18 protein-coding genes (1 of these 18 only partly in view) are annotated in these 19,431 nt (G+C 60.6%); 4 read left to right on the forward strand and 14 right to left on the reverse strand.

Going from position 1 to position 19,431, the window contains the following annotated elements; all coding sequences use genetic code 11:
- On the forward strand, positions 1-544 hold the 3' portion of the coding sequence (locus HRU82_04215; protein QOJ37101.1) for a molybdopterin-dependent oxidoreductase. It extends 500 nt beyond the left edge of the window; the window shows 544 of its 1,044 coding nt (coding positions 501-1,044); its start codon lies beyond the left edge, outside the window; it ends in the stop codon at positions 542-544.
- Positions 545-554: 10 nt separating this feature from the next.
- On the opposite strand, the gene HRU82_04220 is transcribed toward HRU82_04215, so the two are convergent.
- The 4 genes from HRU82_04220 to HRU82_04235 all read right to left on the reverse strand — a co-directional run bounded on the left by HRU82_04220 (position 555) and on the right by HRU82_04235 (position 3,232).
- Positions 555-1,085, reverse strand: coding sequence for a hypothetical protein (locus HRU82_04220; protein QOJ34204.1), 531 nt, complete (start codon positions 1,083-1,085; stop codon positions 555-557).
- 132 nt (positions 1,086-1,217) lie between these two features.
- Positions 1,218-1,670 (reverse strand): nucleoside deaminase, encoded by a 453-nt coding sequence (locus HRU82_04225; protein QOJ37102.1) that lies wholly within the window; start codon positions 1,668-1,670, stop codon positions 1,218-1,220.
- A 194-nt stretch (positions 1,671-1,864) separates the two neighbouring features.
- Positions 1,865-2,491, reverse strand: a complete 627-nt coding sequence (locus HRU82_04230) for a pseudouridine synthase (protein ID QOJ34205.1) — start codon at positions 2,489-2,491, stop codon at positions 1,865-1,867.
- A gap of 123 nt (positions 2,492-2,614) precedes the next feature.
- Entirely contained in the window at positions 2,615-3,232 is a 618-nt protein-coding gene (locus HRU82_04235) for a hypothetical protein (GenBank protein QOJ34206.1), read from the reverse strand.
- Between the two features lie 166 nt (positions 3,233-3,398).
- On the opposite strand from HRU82_04235, the gene HRU82_04240 reads away from it, so the two are divergent.
- Positions 3,399-4,259, forward strand: a complete 861-nt coding sequence (locus HRU82_04240) for a zinc metallopeptidase (protein ID QOJ34207.1) — start codon at positions 3,399-3,401, stop codon at positions 4,257-4,259.
- On the opposite strand, the gene HRU82_04245 is transcribed toward HRU82_04240, so the two are convergent.
- Positions 4,256-4,813, reverse strand: coding sequence for a Slp family lipoprotein (locus HRU82_04245; GenBank protein QOJ34208.1), 558 nt, complete (start codon positions 4,811-4,813; stop codon positions 4,256-4,258). The genes HRU82_04240 and HRU82_04245 overlap by 4 nt on opposite strands.
- A 145-nt stretch (positions 4,814-4,958) precedes the next feature.
- Here HRU82_04245 and HRU82_04250 point away from each other — a divergent pair, with 145 nt between their 5' ends.
- Positions 4,959-5,993 carry a serine protease gene (locus HRU82_04250; GenBank protein ID QOJ34209.1) on the forward strand — a complete coding sequence of 345 codons (1,035 nt, stop codon included), beginning with the start codon at positions 4,959-4,961 and terminating at the stop codon, positions 5,991-5,993.
- Between the two features lie 11 nt (positions 5,994-6,004).
- Here the strand turns inward: HRU82_04250 and HRU82_04255 are convergent, their stop codons facing one another.
- From HRU82_04255 to HRU82_04285, 7 genes are all read right to left on the reverse strand, one after another.
- Complete coding sequence (locus tag HRU82_04255; protein ID QOJ34210.1) at positions 6,005-6,784, reverse strand: ATP-binding cassette domain-containing protein; 780 nt, start codon at positions 6,782-6,784, stop codon at positions 6,005-6,007.
- Between the two features lie 19 nt (positions 6,785-6,803).
- A complete protein-coding gene (gene aroC, locus HRU82_04260; GenBank protein QOJ34211.1) occupies positions 6,804-7,904 on the reverse strand; it encodes a chorismate synthase in 1,101 nt (366 codons plus the stop codon).
- 14 nt (positions 7,905-7,918) lie between these two features.
- On the reverse strand, positions 7,919-9,682 hold the full coding sequence (gene aspS / locus HRU82_04265; GenBank protein ID QOJ34212.1) for an aspartate--tRNA ligase: 1,764 nt from the start codon (positions 9,680-9,682) through the stop codon (positions 7,919-7,921).
- A complete protein-coding gene (locus HRU82_04270; protein ID QOJ34213.1) occupies positions 9,679-10,668 on the reverse strand; it encodes an rRNA pseudouridine synthase in 990 nt (329 codons plus the stop codon). Before HRU82_04270 ends, aspS begins: the two co-directional genes overlap by 4 nt.
- 35 nt (positions 10,669-10,703) lie before the next feature.
- Positions 10,704-12,260, reverse strand: coding sequence for a glutamine-hydrolyzing GMP synthase (guaA, locus tag HRU82_04275; protein ID QOJ34214.1), 1,557 nt, complete (start codon positions 12,258-12,260; stop codon positions 10,704-10,706).
- Between the two features lie 92 nt (positions 12,261-12,352).
- Entirely contained in the window at positions 12,353-13,819 is a 1,467-nt protein-coding gene (guaB, locus tag HRU82_04280; protein ID QOJ34215.1) for an IMP dehydrogenase, read from the reverse strand.
- Positions 13,820-13,858: 39 nt separating this feature from the next.
- Positions 13,859-16,828 (reverse strand): SMP-30/gluconolactonase/LRE family protein, encoded by a 2,970-nt coding sequence (locus tag HRU82_04285; protein QOJ34216.1) that lies wholly within the window; start codon positions 16,826-16,828, stop codon positions 13,859-13,861.
- A gap of 247 nt (positions 16,829-17,075) precedes the next feature.
- Here HRU82_04285 and HRU82_04290 point away from each other — a divergent pair, with 247 nt between their 5' ends.
- Positions 17,076-17,645, forward strand: a complete 570-nt coding sequence (locus tag HRU82_04290; GenBank protein ID QOJ34217.1) for a hypothetical protein — start codon at positions 17,076-17,078, stop codon at positions 17,643-17,645.
- Between the two features lie 51 nt (positions 17,646-17,696).
- Here HRU82_04290 and scpB read toward each other — a convergent pair whose 3' ends face one another.
- Complete coding sequence (gene scpB / locus HRU82_04295) at positions 17,697-18,578, reverse strand: SMC-Scp complex subunit ScpB (protein QOJ37103.1); 882 nt, start codon at positions 18,576-18,578, stop codon at positions 17,697-17,699.
- A 20-nt stretch (positions 18,579-18,598) separates the two neighbouring features.
- A complete protein-coding gene (locus HRU82_04300; GenBank protein QOJ34218.1) occupies positions 18,599-19,378 on the reverse strand; it encodes a segregation/condensation protein A in 780 nt (259 codons plus the stop codon).
- Positions 19,379-19,431: the final 53 nt, after the last annotated feature.

Raw genomic sequence — 19,431 nt, forward strand, 5'->3', positions numbered from 1 at the left:
TGTCATGCTCGCGTTCCTGATGAATGGCGAGAAACTCCCGAAGGAGCATGGGTTTCCTCTGCGCCTGCTGGTTCCCGGCCTGTATGGGATCAAGAATGTGAAATGGATTGTGGAGATCGAGGCCTACGCCGGTGACTATAAAGGCTACTGGCAACGCAAAGGCTGGACGGATGACGGCACGATCAAGATTTTTTCCCGCATCGACTCCCCAGGACACTATCAAACCTTACGCGGCCCCGAGCAACGGTTTCGCGGCATCGCGTTTGGTGGGCCCAATTCGATCAGCCGTGTCGAGATCAGTTTTGATGCGGCGAGAACATGGGACTCGTGCGAAATCGAAACGCCGATGTCACCCTACTCATGGGTCATTTGGAACTATTCCTGGCGTCCGCCGAAACGAGGGAAATATCAGGTCGCAGTCCGTGCGATCGACACTAAAGGTCAACTGCAGATTTCCGAACTGATCCGTCCGCAGCCGGCAGGAGCCAGCGGACTCCATACGATCATCGCGGACGTGGACACTATCGAGTCAGCGCAAAGCTAAGCGTTTGCGGTCACTGCCCGCCGCTTCCACTTCGCGCTGTTGCAACGGTGGTGGTAAACAACTCGACCATGGCACGCACACCCTTCCGCACGGCTTCCAACACCTCGTCCTTCGGCCCATATCCCAGAATGGCTTGATTCCAAAGACTCCCCGGCGTTTTCTGTGCGGTATAGGCACCTGCGCTGCAATCCACATGGTAAGCCGCGATATACTGCTCGCCCACGGTCCAGACTTCGCAAGTAAAGAATCCCAGCTGATTGAGTCGTTCCGTCGCTTCCGGGGAGGGGCCCGTTGAACCTTCAAGCGCAATCCCTGGCAATTTATTCAGGAGAGTCGCCCTGGTCACGTCGGTTAGTTCAGCGCCGCTGATACCGAGTTTCTCTGCTGTTCCCTGCGTCTGCACTTCCACCGACACGAACTTCTTGATCTGTCGCAGATCAGCCAAGGCCGCAGGATCAAGGTTGGCCGCCAGTGCGGAAACCGCCGATCCACAGATATACAGCAACCACGCCAACACCACCGCTTCTCGCGCCAATCTCATGAGCTATCCCCCAATCATCATCGGTCGTCCACCTCAACCAAGCTACGCCCACCTATAGTCGCTTCATATACCTCAGGGCGATCATCGAGGTCCAGTTCGGGCGAAGATCGGCAGAACGCCCCTAACCGTTCTTCAGTAGCGAACTGCACCTACCTGCGCCGCATACTCCTGAAATATGAGGCGAGCCTCCTCCGCCAGCAATTGGACCTCCGGAACCGTCCGATCTTGAGGGGCACGGCCCAACTGGCGATAGAACTGGTCGTCGTCAAAGCCGATCGCAGCCGCATCCTTCACGCTATTCCCGTAATAGATCCGGTCGAGGCGCGCCCAGTAAATGGCACCCAAACACATCGGACAGGGCTGAGCACTCGTATAGATGTCGCAGCCCTTGAGGTTAAAATGCTTCAGCGTTTGGGTCGCCGCGCGAATCGCCACGATTTCGCCGTGGGCAGTCGGGTCGTTCGTGGCAACTACGCGGTTCCATCCTTCGCCCACGATCATACGGTCTTTCACAATCACAGCACCGAATGGGCCGCCATCCCCTGACTCCATGCCTCGACGGCTCAGCTCGATCGCCCGCCGCATGAAGCCTTCAGCTATATCTCGGTCGAGCCGCTCTCCCGTCGGCACCGCCGAGGCAGTTCGAGTCTCTCCGAGCCGCCAGACACTCTCCATCGCCAACAGTACAACAGCCGCGAGTTCCCGCATCATCCTACGACGGCCGATGTCAGGACCACGGCTGACTCGCCCGTTCCTCGGTGTGCCGCCCCTTGCCGGAATCATGTTCGTACCCTCCTGCCGGATTCGCGCTGCGGTCCGGACTGGCCGGCCTGAACAATCCCGGTGACCTCCTCCCTGGTCAACTCACGCCATTGTCCTGGCAAAAGCCCCCCCAAGGCGATCGGACCGATGGCGACCCTCACCAGCCGTAGCGTCGGATGCCCCACGGCAGCGGTCATACGCCGCACTTGCCGATTCCTTCCTTCGTACAACGTGAGCTGGAGCCAGGCGGTCGGAACGTGTTTTCGAAACCGGATCGAGACCGGTCGATCAGGTAACCGTGGCTCCGCCGTCAATACATGCGCTTGCGCAGGCCTCGTCCGTCTGCCGTTCAGCAGGACTCCCTGGCGCAGATGCTCCAATGCCCTGTCATCCGGGATCCGCTCGACTTGAGCCCAATAGACCTTTGGAAGGTAATGCCGAGGATCGGTAATCGCGCGAGCCAATGCGCCGTCGGATGTCAGCAAGAGCAGACCTTCGCTGTCCCGGTCCAGCCGCCCGGCGGCATACACGCCCCGGACACGGATGAACTCGGCCAGGGTCGTGCGTCCATCGGAATCGGTAAAACAGGGCAACACGTCGTAGGGCTTGTTGAAGGCAAGGGTCCGGCTCGCTGATCGCATCATAGTGACTGCGCCCTCCTCACGCGCGGTGACGATGAGTGACCGTGGCACAGAAGCGGTGAACCCGGTGGCTGTGTGAATGGATCCGCCGATGATTGAAAGACTCGGCCCTGCACACTCGTGTTGTCAGTCGAGGCGTCTGAAGCGGGCCGCGTACTCTTCAAGGGGAACCGGAGTGGTAAAGAAGGCCGATTTACTCTTGGACCGGATACGCATCCACACCAGCAACGTGCCATCCTTCTCTACTGTCAGCTCCTGCGCAATGTCGGAAATGTTCCGCAGCGGTTCTGGAACCTCGCCGCCCTCGAACCGAGTGCGTCGGATTGAAATGTGGTTGCGGCTGCAGGTCACTCGATCCTCCGGCTGCAGATCCAATTGATGGGCGGCAATCGCCCCTCCATGCCGGTTGACAAGTTCCAACGTATCGTCCTGAAGCACCTCGACCCGTGCGGCATCCTGCACGAGCTCCGCCGGCGCCGAAACTCCTAACATTGCATTGAGGGTCAGGCGATTGCTCCGGTCGCGGTAAAAATCCATCGTGCCCGGTAAGGGCTCCCCCTGCAATTCGTAGATCCCACCGAGTTTCGGACATTCGGGTGCTGCTAGGCTCGGTTTCAGATTCGCGCTGGGCGGTAAGCCCACCGTCGTAGCCTGGCATCCGGCCAAAGAGAGGGCCAAACTCAGGCCGCTAAAGACCAGCGAGGGCAGATACAAGCGGGAGACACGAGACTGAGGCGTGGACATGGGCGAAGTGTAACGAACCATCCTCTCGCCTGTCCAGCCTGCCAATGCCGATGGGAGCAGCCGTGCCCCTCAGCCGATGGCCAAGCGGCGCTGCTTGACTTGGCCTCGCGCATCCATCAGCCTGATCCTACGGAAGGCACCTCATCTCGCACGGAGGAGATCGGTCATGCGATGGGAAGGCCAACGGCAGAGCGGGAACATCGAAGATCGACGAGGGTGGGGACCGGCAAGGGCTGGAACGGGCATTGGGTTGGGTGGGCTCGTTCTGGTGCTCGCCATCAGCGCGCTGACCGGCACCAATCCACTGACGCTTCTCAACCTGCTGAGCGGCGTACAGAACATGACCGTCTCCACCGATAGCGACCAGCGCGGACCGACCGGGCCACCAGGGGACAAGCTCGGAGCCTTCGCGTCGGTTGTTCTCGCGGACACGGAGGACACCTGGCGGGCACTGCTCCCGAAGGTAGGACGCCCCTATGGCGATCCGCAGATGGTGCTATTCACCGGTGCGGTTCGATCCGCTTGCGGCACGGCCTCATCCGCTGTCGGCCCGTTTTATTGCCCGGGCGACCGCAAGGTCTATTTGGACCTTTCTTTTTTCCAAGAACTGGAACAGCGGCTTGGTGCTCCGGGTGACTTTGCTCAGGCCTATGTGATCGCCCATGAGATCGGTCACCACGTCCAAAACCTGCTCGGCATCGCAGAGAAAGTCCACCGCCTCCAACAACGGAGTTCCATCGTCGAGCGCAACGCCCTCTCTGTGCAGATGGAACTACAAGCCGACTGTTTCGCCGGAGTCTGGGGCTACCATGCACGTCAGGATCGGAACCTCATCGAGCCTGGCGACTTCGAAGAAGGGCTGCGCGCCGCAGCCGCGATCGGCGACGACCGGCTCCAGAAGCTGGGGCAGGGCTACGTGCAGCCAGAAAGTTGGACCCATGGCTCGTCCGAACAACGCATGACCTGGCTGCGACGGGGTCTGCAATCCGGCGATCCCGCTGTCTGCGACACCTTTGCCGACAACTAAAATCCGATGCCGATTCCTTCGCCGCTTCTGATCCCCCCACCGCCGCCGATCCCGAACCCGCCGAACACACCCCAGTAGGGTCCCGGGATGCGCTGCTCATCGAGCTGATTCGGCTCCCAGCGATGCAGATGTATGACTTCCAGGGTGGGGTAACGGTAGTCCGCCTCATCCAACTTGTCGACGGCCGCACCTGTCACCTCACCGACGATCGTGACCCTGGTACCGTCGGTGACCGTGGCCGGATCGAGAAACTCTCGCTGCCAGGCAAAGAACCGCCCCCGCGACGCTGTGCGTTGTGCCGTAGGCGCGTCGCCTTCATCCAAGGGCAACTGCAAGACCTCAAACTGCGTCCCACCCTGAAGGGCTTTCGTCTTCAACACCTCGCCACCCCACACCACCACCTTGCCTCGATAGGCGTCGGGCGACTCCCATACCGTCGGGAAGGTGCCGGTTCGATCGATCTGTGGTTGAAGCGCGTCGGGAACGACGGAGGTGGTGGCGCAGCCGGACATGACGACCGGCAGCAACAGGAGCAAGGACAAGAAGAACGCCATATCGGGCAGTATAGCCGACGGCAAGATCGGATACCATGACCGCGGAAGCTTGGAGTCTGGATCGCCCATAGGCACGTTCCATCCGACCGCACCTCTGGATTATACTGTCGAATCGACGAATCCCTACGAAAGGACCGACGTGCGTATGAGTTGTTCAACAGTCGCGCAACCAGCCGCAATGATCCGCTGCTCCCTTGCTCTCCTTGCCGGTCTCAATCTAATGTCAGGCCCGTGGGCTACGGATGTAGCGGCCCTCGATGCTGCCGCCCTCGAACGCGCCAAACAGGCCACCATCGGCGTCCTGGAAGACACTCAGGATCAACGAACCCCCGACAAGCCCGGCAGGATCCTCGTGCGTGGCACCGGGTTTCACCTGCGTGACGGATACATCGTCACGGCCCGCCACGCTGCGGAGAAAAACGATCCCACCACCGGCAGCGTCATTCCGAAACAGATTCGGATCCTGACGACCGATCTCCACGAATTACCGGCCGATCTAGTCGGAGACAGCGCCTTCATGGATGTGGTGGTCTACCGCGTCGCCGAGGCCCATCGCGCGAAGGTGGCGGTCGGCACGGCTTTCGCGGCCGGTGACGTCCAACCAGGCCAGGAAGTCTTTACCGTCGGGTATCCCATGGGCTGGGGCCCGACGATGTCGTTCGGCCACCTCGGCAACACCAGCACGTTCCTGCAAACGGTCGACACAAGACTCCTTCAAGCCGACGTCGCCGCCTGCAGCGGCAACTCTGGCGGCGGGCTCTACAATGAGCGCGGTGAAGTGGTCGGCATCATGCATGCGATCATTCAAACCGAACGGGATGACTCCACCGCCCGCTGCAGCCGAATGGCCTTTGCGATTCCCGCACTGCTGGCTGAACGGATCGTGAACGCGGCGCTGGAAGGGAAACCCTTGACCTTCTCCAAGATGGGCATTCAAATGGCGGCCGTACGGGACGGCACGAAGTGGCGCATGGCAGTCAAGGATGTATCGGAACCGGCCAAGTCGGCGGGGATTCAGAAGCATGATGTCATCATCGCAGTGGATGACACCGAGATCGACGACGCGGCCCATCTGAAGAATTATCTCATTGAGCGCACGAGTCCCGGCCAACAGGTCCGCGTCAAGGTCCGTCGTCTCGATGCCGCCCTCACCTTCACCGTCACGCTGGGCGGAGGGTAGGCTCTCAGTTCCTACGCAGGCAGGGCCTGGTACCAGCCGCTCGCCTGCACCAGTTGGAGCGGCACGTCGAAGAGTGCGCTCAGCCGCTGCTGTGTCAAGACGTGAGCCTTGTCACCGTCGGCCATGATACGCCCGGCCTTCAGCAGGATCACCCGCGAAACCTCGGGCGGAATCTCGTGCATGTGGTGGGTGACCAAGATGATGGTCTTGCCCTGCGCGATCAACCGCCTCAAGAGCGCCAGGTAATGGAAGCAGGCTTGGAGATCGAGTCCGCTGGTGGGCTCATCAAAGACCAGCACTCCCGGGTCATGCACGAGGGCCCGCGCCAGCAGGACCCTGCGCTGCTCACCCGTAGACATCTCACCGAACGATCGTGCCTTTAGATTCCCGGCACCCAATTCATCCAGCAACCGCCCGGCCCGCAGCAGATGGGATTCGCTGAACTCCTGGTACCGATAGGTCCCGATACTAGCATAGAACCCGGAGAGCACGACATCCAGCCCCCGCACATGGTCCATGTAGCGATGTTGGAGATCATGCGACACCACACCGAGCCGCTTGCGCAGGTCCCACACGTTCCATCGGTCTTCCCCGAACACGCGGAGGGAGGGGGTCTCTTTGGGAACCGGGTGCAGTTCACCGGCGATCAGTTTGAGGATCGTCGACTTGCCGGCTCCGTTCGGACCGAGGATGACGGTCTGCTGCTTCTCCTCCAACACCAGCGACAACCCATCGAACACCAGCGCATCCCCACGATATACGGCGGCCTGGTTGAGTTCGAGGATCGTCATGGACCGAAGGGAAGCCGGGTCACCGCATTGAGCCGGGAATTTTGGGAGTCGACGTGGACACATCGGCGTTTTGCGCCCGATGCAGCAGCGCATGGTCCATCAGGACGAGGGCCATCATGGCTTCAGCGATCGGCGTGGCCCTGATCCCGACGCAGGGATCATGGCGGCCGCTGGTTTCGACCGTCGTGGGACGGCCCTCCTTATCAATCGACCGGCGTGGAATACGAATGCTCGAGGTGGGCTTGATGCCGATCGTGACGACCACATCCTGGCCCGTAGAAATGCCACCGAGGATCCCGCCGGCATGGTTCGTGATGAACCCCTCCGGCGTCAGTTCGTCGCCGTGTTCAGAGCCGCGCTGAGCCACCGAGGCAAAACCCGCGCCGATCTCCACCGCCTTCACGGCGTTGATGCTCATCATGGCTCCCGCGAGATCCGCGTCCAATTTCGCATAGACCGGCGCCCCCCACCCCACCGGGACCCCTTCAGCCACGGTCGTGACCTTGGCCCCCACGGAATCGCCGGCCTTTCTCAGCTCATCCATAAAGGATTCGAGCCGGCCCACCACCTCGGCGTCGGCGGCAAAGAAGGGGTTCCTCCCGACGGCGTCCCAACTCCGAAACGGTACGTCAATCGGCCCCAGTTGGCTAAGGTATCCGCGGATGAGAACGCCATGCCTCTCTTGCAACCACTTCTTCGCAATCGCGGCGGCCGCTACCCGCACCGCCGTTTCCCGCGCCGAGGCCCTCCCACCTCCCCGATGGTCGCGGATGCCGTATTTCTGCCAGTAGGTATAATCGGCATGGCCGGGCCGGAAGGTGTCGATGAGATTGCCGTAGTCGCGGCTACGCTGGTCTTCGTTACGGATCAACAGGGCGATCGGCGTACCGGTGGTCCGGCCTTCGAAAACCCCTGCAAGGATTTCGACCGTATCGGATTCTTGCCGTTGCGTGACGTGGCGGGAAGTGCCGGGTTTGCGCCGATCGAGATCCTGCTGGATATCCGCCGCACTAAGGGCGAGACCAGGCGGGCACCCATCAACCACGCCACCGATCGCCGGGCCGTGACTCTCGCCGAACGAGGTCACGGTAAAGAGCCTACCGAAGGTGTTGCCGGCCACGCGCGATGGACTCCCTATTCCACGAGGTCGAGCTTGATGCGCAGTTCCTTCAATTGGTCTGACGCCACGCTGGAGGGCGCCTCGGTCAACGGACATTGCGCCCGCTGCGTCTTGGGGAAGGCGATCACGTCGCGGATGGAATCGGCTCCGCCCAACAACATGATCAATCGGTCGAGGCCGAACGCGATCCCGCCATGGGGCGGGGCGCCATACTCCAACGCTTCCAGCAGGAAGCCGAACTTGGCCTGCGCCTGCTCCTTGCCGATCCCCAGCAGATCCAGAATACGCAGCTGAATCTCGCTCCGGTGGTTGCGGATGCTCCCGCCGCCGATTTCGCTCCCGTTCAGCACGAGGTCGTAGGCCTTCGCCCGTGCCCTCAATGGGTCCGTATCGAGGAACGGCAGGTCTTCGTCCATGGGGGCGGCAAAAGGATTGTGCATGAAGACGTAGCGCTTCTCCTCCGGAGAATAATCCAGCAAGGGAAACTCCGTCACCCACAGGGGCTTCCAGGCCTGTTTGTCGATCAGATTCAATTCCTCGCCCAGAAGCAGCCTGATCCGGCCCAACACATCGTGCACGATCGCCGGCTTGTCTGCGCCGAACAGGACCAAGTCGCCCGGTTTCGCCTCTGGCAGCGCGGCCGCGAAGGCCTTGGCGTCGAGGAACTTGGCGATCACCGACTCCAGTTGGCCTTCCGGCGTGAGCTTCAACCAGGCCAGCCCTTTGGCGCCGAAACTCTTGGCGGTCTCGCCCAGCGCATCAATGCGGCTCCGCGCAATGGAAGCCCCGCCGGTCACGATCAACGCCTTGACGAGCCCTCCCTTGGTAGCGGCGTCCTTGAACACCTTGAACTCGCTCGCAGCGGCAAAGGCCGTCACGTCATACAGCGGCATGCCGAACCGGAGGTCAGGCTTATCGGACCCATAACGCCCCATCGCCTCCGCGTAGGTCATGCGAGGGAACGGCGTGGGTAGCTCCACCCCCCCGGCCTGCGTGAACACCGAAACGATCATCCGCTCCATCAAGGCCATGACCTGTTCGCGGTCGACGAAGGACATTTCCAGATCGATCTGGGTAAATTCCGGCTGGCGATCGTTGCGTAGGTCCTCATCCCGGAAGCAGCGGGCAATCTGGTAGTAGCGGTCGACCCCACTGACCATCAGCACCTGTTTGAAGAGCTGCGGCGACTGGGGCAACGCGAAGAACATTCCTGGATTCACCCGGCTGGGCACCAGGTAATCTCTCGCCCCTTCCGGTGTGCTCTTCGTGAGGACCGGTGTTTCCACCTCCAAGAACTGCTCGGCATTCAGAAACGCCCGCACGGCCTGCATGATGCCGTGGCGCAGGCCCAGCAGCCGTTGCATCTTCGGGCGCCGTAGATCGAGGTACCGGTATTTCAGACGCAGGGCTTCGGTGATCTCGAGGTCGTCCTCGATCATGAAGGGTGGCGTCTTGGCCTCGTTCAGCAGATCAAGGGTGTCGACGAAAATTTCGATTTCCCCCGTCGACAGGTTTGGATTGCGCGATTCCTCAGGGCGCGCCATGACCTGTCCGCTGATCGACAGCACGCATTCGCTCCGCAACGTTTGTGCCGCCTGATGGACCGCCGCATTCCGCTCGGCGTTGAAGACAATCTGCGTCAACCCAGTCCGGTCGCGCAGATCGATGAACAACACCGCCCCGTGATCGCGGCGTCGCTGTACCCACCCGTTCAATACGACCTGCTGGCCGACGTTGGCCTTGGTCAATTCTCCGCATCGATGCGTCCTGATCTTCATGGTCGTCTCCGCGTTCCCTCTCTGGCCCGTCCGCCGGTCGTACGTCGTCCTCGGCTGGCATCCGTCACCCCGCTCCGCTTCGAGCGCAGGCCCGCTGGACCGACTGTCCTCGTCCGTCTCCCAGGGGCCGGCTGCCCCGACGCTTTCGGCCCCCGCCCGGTCCGCGCCGGTTTTGGCGGTCGAGGAGGGGCCGGCTGCTGAGGGGCCGTCCAGGGAACAGGTTTTCCGGATGCATCCAATCCCGGTCGTTCAACTCTCGTGATGCGGTCCTCGACCAGCTCGCGTAGACGGTTGGCCTCACGGTCGGTGAGGAAGCGATAGGCCCCTGGCGCCAAGTCGCCTAAGAGAAGAGGCCCCATGCGGATGCGCGTCAACTTGATCACCGAACTGCCGACCGCTTCGATCATGCGTTTGACTTGGTGCTTGCGTCCCTCATGAATGGTGACCTCCAGCCAGGAGTTACTTTCCGCCTTGCTGACCTTGACCACTTTGGCCGGCGCCGTGTAGCCGTCCTCAAGTTTGACGCCGCGTTCCAGCGCGTCGATCTTGGCATCGTCGAGGACGCCTTTCACCTTGATCAAGTAGGTCTTGGGCACGTGGTACCGCGGATGAAGCAGCGCCTGAGCCAGGTCTCCATGATTAGTCAGCAGCATCAGTCCTTCGCTGTCGAAGTCCAATCGGCCGACCGGAAACACCCGCACCGTCACGCCGTGCAGGTAGTCCTTCACCGTGGGCCTTCCCTCGGGATCATCCAGCGTCGACATGACGTTCTTGGGTTTGTTGAGGATCAGGTAGACATACGGCTGCGCCGCGCGCAGGTGCTTCCCATCCACTTTCACGTGGTCGCGCTCGGGATCGACCTTCGTCCCCAGCTCACGGACAACCTGCCCGTTGATCGTGACCCGTCCGGCGATAATCAGCTCTTCCGCCTTACGCCGCGACGCGATTCCGGTTCCCGCGATGAGTTTTTGCAATCGGACGTTCATCGTCTCTTCGTTGCGATCCCTCTTCCCGTCACACCCTACTCCCACTCAATGGTTGAAGGCGGTTTCGAGCTGATGTCGTATACGACGCGGTTCACGCCCTTCACTTCGTTGATGATGCGGTTGGACATGCGACCCAGCACATCCGCGGGAATCTTGGCCCAATCGGCGGTCATCCCGTCAAGGCTGGTCACGGCGCGAATCGCCACCACATGTTCGTAGGTCCGTTGGTCGCCCATGACCCCCACGGTGCGGATCGGGAGCAGCACCGCAAAGGCCTGCCAGATCTCGCGGTACAATCCCGCGCTCCGAATCTCTTGATCGACGATGGATTCCGCCGCCCGGAGAATGGCAAGCCGGTCTTTCGTGACCGCGCCCAGGATACGAATGGCCAGTCCCGGCCCCGGGAAGGGTTGTCGCCAAATGATGGCATCGGGCAACCCAAGCTCCTGCCCCAACACCCGCACTTCGTCCTTGAACAATTCCCGCAAGGGCTCGACCAGCTTCAGCTTCATCTTGGTCGGCAACCCACCGACATTATGATGTGTTTTGATCGTTGCCGAAGGTCCCTTGAAACTCACGCTTTCGATCACGTCGGGATACAGCGTGCCCTGGACCAAATACTTGATGCCGGTAAGGCCTTTCGCCTCTGCCTCGAACAGCTTGATGAACAGCCGACCGATGATCTTGCGTTTGCGCTCTGGATCCGTGACATTCTTGAGCGCGGCCAAGAACTGCGCTGACCCGTTCACGACCCGCAGGTTGAGATGCTCGTGCGCGGCAAAGGTCTTCTCCACCTGTTCCCGTTCGCCGCTCCGCAAGACGCCATTGTCGACGAACACACAGGTCAGTTGGTCACCGATCGCGCGATGAGTCAACGCCGCGGCCACAGACGAGTCCACCCCACCGCTCAAGGCGCACAGGACCCGATCCTTCCCAACCTGTTGGCGGATCTGTTCCACCGCCGTGTCGACATAGGACCGCATGGTCCAAGTCGGCTTGCAGCCGCAAATGCCATAGACGAAGTTCTTGAGGATCGCGGCACCTTCAGGGGTATGTGCGACTTCGGGATGGAACTGCAGGCAATAGACCCGCTGTTTGGCGTCGTGCCGCTTCATGGCGGCCACCGGTGAGTTGTCCGTGTGGGCGATCGACCGGAAACCCGGCGGCATGCGCTCAATGCGATCGCCGTGCGACATCCACACGACCGTCGAGCCGCGAGTCCCGATCCCCTTGAACAAATCAGACCGATCATCCAGCGTCAGGTCGGCACGGCCGAATTCCCGGTGCGGCGCCTTTCCGACCTCTCCCCCCTCAAGATGCGTCACGAGCTGCATTCCGTAACAGATACCGAGAATGGGAATACCCTGCTCGAACAGCTGCTTTGGCACCGACGGGGCCTTCTTGGCATACACACTGGAGGGCCCGCCCGACAACACAATCCCCTTGGGGCGATAGGCCAAGATGGTGGCGAGCGACACCGTGCAGGGCAGGATCTGTGAATAGACCTGCACTTCGCGGATGCGCCGTGCGATCAATTGGGTATATTGCGAGCCGAAATCCAGAACGAGGATTCTGTCGTGCCAAAGTTCCATGAGATCGTATCTCGTCAGGCGTGGGTGATCGTTCGTCTCGTGAGGGGATTTACCGTGCGAGAAACGCTTCGCGAGGAACGCATCACGCGGGATTATTCCCAATCGGTGCGATAATTGGGCGCTTCCTTGGTGATGATCACGTCGTGCACGTGCCCTTCGCGCAGCCCGGCCAACGTTTGTCGAATGAAGGTTGCTTTCTGCTGCAGATCGGGAATGGTCTTACAGCCGCAATACCCCATGCCCGACTTGACGCCCCCGACCAACTGGTAAAGATGGGGGGCCAGCGGGCCCTTGTAGGGAACACGGCCTTCAATCCCCTCCGGCACCAATTTCTTGGCCGGCCGGCCGCCCTGCCCGTAACGGTCGCCGCCTCCCCGCTCCATGGCGCCGATCGAGCCCATCCCGCGATAGACCTTGTAGGTCCGTGCCTGATAGAGCACGGTTTCGCCGGGAGATTCCTCCGTCCCCGCCAACAAGCTCCCCAGCATGACCGAGGACGCACCAGCTGCGAGGGCTTTGGTGATGTCCCCGGAGTACTTGATGCCGCCGTCCGCGATCACGGGCACGCCCGTGCCGGCCAGCACCTTGGCGCAGTCTGCAATGGCAGTCAATTGAGGCATGCCCGCACCGGACACGATACGCGTGGTGCAGATCGAACCGGGCCCGACTCCCACCTTCACAGCATCTACGCCTGCCTTGACCAAATCTTTTGCCGCCTGCGCGGTGGCAATGTTGCCGGCGACGACATCGAGTCTGGGATGCGCCTTCTTGACCAGCTTGACGGTCTCCAAGACCGCCTGCGAATGCCCATGCGCGGTATCGACCACGACCAGATCCACCCCGGCCTTGACCAACAAGGCCACCCGTTCAGGGGTCTCGGGACCGACGCCCAAGGCGGCGCCGACCCGTAACCGACCGTGGGAATCCTTGCAGGCATTCGGATACTTGATCCGCTTCTCGATGTCCTTGATCGTGATCAGCCCCTTCAGCTCGAACTGCTTGTTCACGACCGGCAACTTTTCAATCCGGTGTTCGTGCAAAATTTCCCGGGCCTTTTCCAGGCTGGTGCCCTCCGGCGCCGTGATGAGTTTGTCGCGGCGCATGACCTGAGACACCTTCATGTCCATCCTGGTTTCGAATCGCAAATCGCGATTGGTCAAGATGCCCACCAACTTGCTGCCCTTGGTGACGGGAATACCGGAAATCCGATACCGAGCCATCAACTCGTGGGCATCACGAATGGTCTGATCCGGCGAAATCGTGATGGGATCGAGGATCATCCCGCTTTCGGATTTTTTGACCTTGTCGATTTCGGCCGCCTGGTCGGCAGGAGAGAGCACACGATGGACGATGCCGATGCCGCCCTCCTGGGCCATGGCGATCGCCAATCGAGCTTCGGTCACAGTGTCCATAGCCGCGCTGACGATGGGAATGTTCAGGACGATGTTCCGAGATACGCGCGTCCTCGTGTCGACCTCGCTCGGAAGCACATGCGACTTGGCCGGCACGAGCACGACATCGTCATACGTCAAGCCGACCCGGACCTCCTTTTCCAACATCGCTCCCTACCCCCTCCCGGGCTTCCTGCCCGCTGCCTGCTAGACCTTCGTGGATTTCTCGACCTGTCCCAGTTCCGCGACCGCTTCCGCCTCTTCCTGGAGCCGCTCGCTCCCCTCTTCGGCGGGCATGAACTGCTGCACCCTGGTGTTGCCGCTGTCGACGGCAAAGACGCTGCCCCTTGCATCCACCGCAATCCCGTAAGGGAAATTGAACTGCCCCTGCGCGGCGCCGAACCCTCCCCACTGCGCGATGAAGTTGCCCTCGCGATCGAACTTTTCGATGCGATGGTTGCCGGTATCGGTCACATACACGTCTCCCTGGCCATCGACCGCAATGCCCCACGGTGACCGCAACTGGCCAGCCTCTTGGGCCTGCGGGCTGCTCGCATGCCCAGCTTCCGAGCTGCCTCCCCACTTGGTCAGCAACTGCGGCAAGACGTTTGTGCTCGTATCGAATTTCTGAATGCGATGGTTGCCCATATCGACGACATAGACCGTACCATCGCTCTGATCGACGGCCACGCCGCGCGGGAAGTAGAATTGGCCGTCACCATTGCCGAAGCTCCCCCAGGCCATGATGAATTCGCCCTGCATATCGAACTTTTGCACCCGGAAATTGGCGCTATCGACGACATAGACGTACCCGCGCACCCGGTCGATCGCGATCCCCCACGGCGCGTTGAACTGTCCCTCTCCGTTGCCGCGCGAACCGAACTTCATGAGATAGCCGCCCAACTTGCCGTCGAACTTCTGAACCCGGTGGTTGTTCGTGTCCACCACGTAGACGTCGCCTTTGGCGTCGCAGGCGATGCCGGTCGGGTTATGGAAGTTGGAGTTGGCCGACCCGAAGCTCCCCCAGAGGATAATGAAATTCCCGTTGGGATCGAACTTCTGAATGCGGTTGTTGCCGTTGTCGACGACGAAGATGGACCCCTGCTGATCGATCGCCAACCCGTAGATCGGCGCCATGAATTCGCCGCCGTGCAGGAGGGATGCGCCGCGTCCCGGTTTACCCCACTTCGACACGCAGAGGTAGCCCGACGTATTGACCAGAATGGAAGCGCTGGCCGGCGTAGAAATATTGTTGCCGGCATCCTTGAACCACACGATGACGGTCTTCTGGCCGTCGCCCGGCGAGAGGATGAAGGGAATGGTCGCCCCGAACTTAATCGCGGGTTCGACCTCGACCCACCCCGGTGTCCCGGCCATCGGCGTCATGGGATTTTCGGAAATGTAGTACGCTGCGACTCCGGTATCGAGGTCGGTGGCGGAAATCGTGACTACGACTTCCGGCGAGTTCGTCATGAAGGCGCCGTGATTGACGACCGCATAGGGATTTTGCGGCGCCGTGATGTCGATCAAGACCGGCGTCGCCGACACCTCTTCGGAGAGGGCACTTTCCGTCTCATCCTCATACACCGCAGTCAAAACGTAGTGATAAGCTTGGTCGTTGGTGAGGCCGGTGTGGTTGTAGGGACTAGCGACCCCTTCGATTTTCGTGCCTCCTTCCTTGGTCACATTCGGCGACGTGTGGAAGTACAGGTTGTATGACACCGCCCCCGGCACGTCCATCCAGCTCAGGAAGGTTTCCGTGTCCCCTGCCTTCACCGCCAAGTTGCGCGGAGCCGGATGGTCACCGGCCGCCTGAGCTCGCTCATGCTCGGCCTTGCCCCGATTCAGCTCTTCTTCGGTCGGGATGTACTTAATGACGCGATGGTTGCCGCTATCGACGACATACACCGCGCCCTCTTTGTCGACCGCGACCCCAGACGGAAAGTTCAGTTGGCCCTCGGTTTTGCCGCGATTACCCCAGGCGCACAGGAAGGTACCATTGCCGTCGAACTTTTGGATACGATGGTTGCCCTGATCCACGACATACACATTCCCGACGGCGTCGCACGTCACACCCCAGGGGGCCTTGAATTGGCCCGGTCCGCTGCCCTCTCGCCCCCACTTGGTTAGGAAGCTTCCACGCGTATCGAACTTCTGGATCCGGTTGTTGCCTTCATCGGCCACGAAGATGTTGCCCACGAAGTCCACCGCCACGCCGCGCGGAAAGAAGAATGCGCCGTCGAAACTCCCGTCCCGCCCCCACTTCAACAGCGGCGTGCCGTCGCCCTTAAACTTTTGAATGCGGGCGTTGTTGGTATCGGTCACGTAGATGTTGCCGTCCTGGTCGGTCGTGACGCCCCACGGCGCGTCGAACTTGTTCATGTCGGCGCCGCGCCAGGCGAATCCGAATTTGCCCCAGGTCTTCATGGGATTCCCGTCGCCGTCCACCCGTTGCACGCGATTGTTACCGGTATCTGCGACATAGACATGCCCGTCGGCATTCGTGGTAAGGCCTCGCGGATAGTAATAGCTGCCTTCCGCACTGCTGGCTTCTCCGCCCCAGCGGCCCAGGAACTTCCCGTCCTTATCGAATTTCTGAATCGAATGGTTGTCCGTATCGGCGACATACATGTTGCCGTCCTTGTCCAGCGCGATCCCGGTGGGGGAACTGAACTCACCCTCCTCTACCCCTTCCTGGCCGATGATCTTCGCGATGAGATAGGGCGACGGAATCGCCATCACTTCTTGCGATTCGGGACTTTCACCCTTCTGCGTGACCACCGTGACGACATAGTGATAGCAGGTCCCGTTCGCCAGATCGTCGTGTATGAACGGCGACTGCGCGCCTTCGATGCAGGTTCCCTTCTCCTTGGTTACACCGATGACGGTCTTGAAATCGTCGACGCTGGCGATCGGTCGGGTGAGCTCGGAAAACTTGATCTGCACACCCTTCGTAGTCATGAAATAGAGGTTGTAATACATCGCGTCCGGCACCGGGTCCCACGTGATCATGACCCGACCGTTGCCCGGCGTTGCGGCCACTCCGGTCGGCGCGGGGGGCAGGTCTTCCTCTTCGGCGACCGAGTCCCCGGCACCCCATTCGCTCTGACTTCCATCCACCGTGAGATGATGCCGGTCAAACCGAAACATTTCGTCGAGCAGCCAAGCCTTGATCATGGTGTTCCTCGTGATACGGGATTGGTGGAGATTTGCGGATGTTTCAACAACTTAGAATGGGGGAGTCTAACAAAGCGAAAAGAAGAGAGTCAAGGTGAGGTCAACTCGATTTGTCGTCGGTCTTGGCCCCCCTCTTCATCCCTCCAAAGCCGGATGGACGCATTTCCAACGGATCGCATAGGCTCGGCACTCTCACGTATGGAACAGCGTGACTTCGCTCAGTACAATGATCAATTGGAGGTGCATTATGTGGCTCCCAAGACTGGCGCTCGCTACCCTGATGGCAGGTTTCACCTTCAGTTCCGTTGCGCAGGCGAACGACTCGCCCTCCGTGGAAATGTGGGAATGTCCCGGTCCAGACGGCACGACCCTCTATACTAATAAAGAGCGACCGGGCTGTCAGCCCAAGGTACTTCGAGCCCTGTCCATCGCACCTGCCCTGCCAGACTTGCCCAATACCCCGACACCCGGCCATCCCTCCTTCCAGCCGAGCCCACGAGGGCGAGATTTTGCTTACGATACCCCCATCGGCGCCTTGCGGAATTTGACACAGGTCCCGGACTCGGGACGAGACTGGTTTGCGGGGAACTTGATCGGGGGCTCGGTCCAGGCCGAGGTCTGCAGCATGTACGGGGAATGGATTCAGCTGAACCAGAAAAACCGTGGCGGGTTCTTCTTCGGAACCGACCCCTCGTACGGCGGGGACCCCACGGCTAGATATCGGAATGCCCCAAGCTACTCGTTTTACGACAACGCCCGGTACGTGGCGCTCTCGCGGATCTTTGGGGCGGGATTTATTCCTATCGGCTGCTACTGAGGACGGCGTGCTGGGGCGGGTGACTGGTCGAAGGATCGGAGCGTGGTTTCGTTACGATTCTTCTTGGATGTCCGCCACCACAAGAGCCTCCTCAGCGCCGGCCTCCCCCACGGTCTCTGCCGGAATCTCGGTCGGCGCACCGTTGGACGTCTCGAAATGAGCATCCGATGCGCCGTTTGTGCGCCCGCCTTCCTCCTGGACGGCCAGGGGCGATGGCTCGACAGCGCCGCCGATCGCCACCGACTCCTCGATCGGCAGCATCGCCTGTTCGGCCTCGCCTAATTCCTTGAATTCCCTCAACGGCGGCAATTGGGACAGGTCGCGCAACCCAAAATGTTCAAGGAAAAATTTCGTGGTGCCGTACATGATCGGGCGTCCTGGTTCCTCCTTCCGACCGACGATGCGCACCAGCTTACGCTCCAACAACGTACGGATCACCCCCGACGTTTCGACTCCGCGAATCTGCTCCACCTCGGCACGGACGATCGGCTGTTTATAGGCAATGATCGCCAGGGACTCCAGTGCGGAACGAGACAACTTTGAGGGAGCCTTGGTTTTCTCCAGGCGCTTGAGCCACGGCGCAAATTCTCCTTTGGTGACCAGCCTATAGCCCCCTGCCACCTCGACCAGCTGGAGTCCTCGTCCTTCTTGCTCATAATCTCGGCTCAACTCGGCCAGCGTCCGTTCGACATCCTGCCGGGTGACCGCTCCAAGCAGAGACACGAACTTCGCGGTCGGAATCGGTTCAGTCGTGACGAATAGCAGGGCTTCGAGAATGCCTTTCAATGCGCGTACGTCGGACAACACTGAGTCGGAGGCTGTAGACGCCTCTCCGGGGGCGGAAGCGTCCTCAAGGATCACCGTTCCGCTGGCCTCCTCAGCAGCTGCAGTCACGGACTCGGCCACCACTTTGGCCTCGGCAGACTCCTCCATCGCCCCCTCGATGCCGACAGTCATAGGTTCTTCCATTCAGAGTCCTCCACCACATCTCCTTCAGTGACGGCCGAAAACGCTCGCGACACGAGAATGTTCCCAAAGGTTTCAGCTTGAAAGACCCGCACGACCTTGATGCGAATCAGTTCCAGGAGCGCCAAGAATGTCACGATCACCACCAATCGATGGCTGGACACCTCGAACAGGGCCGTAAAGGGCATGGACTCCTTCGCTTCCAAGGCCTCGATAATGGCGCTCATGCGGGTCCGCACCGTGAGATTGTCGGGAATGATTTCGATGAGGGGTTTGCCGGGGTGTCTGGCCAACACCGCCTGCAGCGCGTCGACCAGATCGAAGAGCGACACTTCGTCGAGCAGACTCTCATCCTTCTTGAGATCGGTCGGCGGCCCAGACTCACGCGGGAAGACATCGCGCCACAAGCGTTCCTTGTAATCCAACTGCGAGGCCGCTTCCTTGAACTGCTTGTATTCGAGCAGTCGACGGACCAATTCCTCTCGTGGATCAGGCCCCTCCTCTTCGTCCACCGTCGCTTCTTCCACCGGTAACAACATACGAGATTTGATGTGCAACAGGGTCGCGGCCATGACCAAAAACTCCCCCGCCACCGCCAGATTCAGCTCCTTCATCACTGAGAGGTAATCCAGATACTGCCGGGCGATCAGCGCGATGGGGATATCGTAGATGTTGATTTCGTTTTTCTTGATGAGGTGCAGCAGCAGATCGAGCGGACCTTCGAAATTCTCGATCTTGACTTGGTAGGGCAGTTCCGTCTGGTCCATCAGGTCCAGGTGCTTTCCTAGATAAATTTCGGATCTTATACCAACTTATGGGG

This window comes from Nitrospira sp. (assembly GCA_015709715.1).
GTDB lineage: Bacteria > Nitrospirota > Nitrospiria > Nitrospirales > Nitrospiraceae > Nitrospira_A.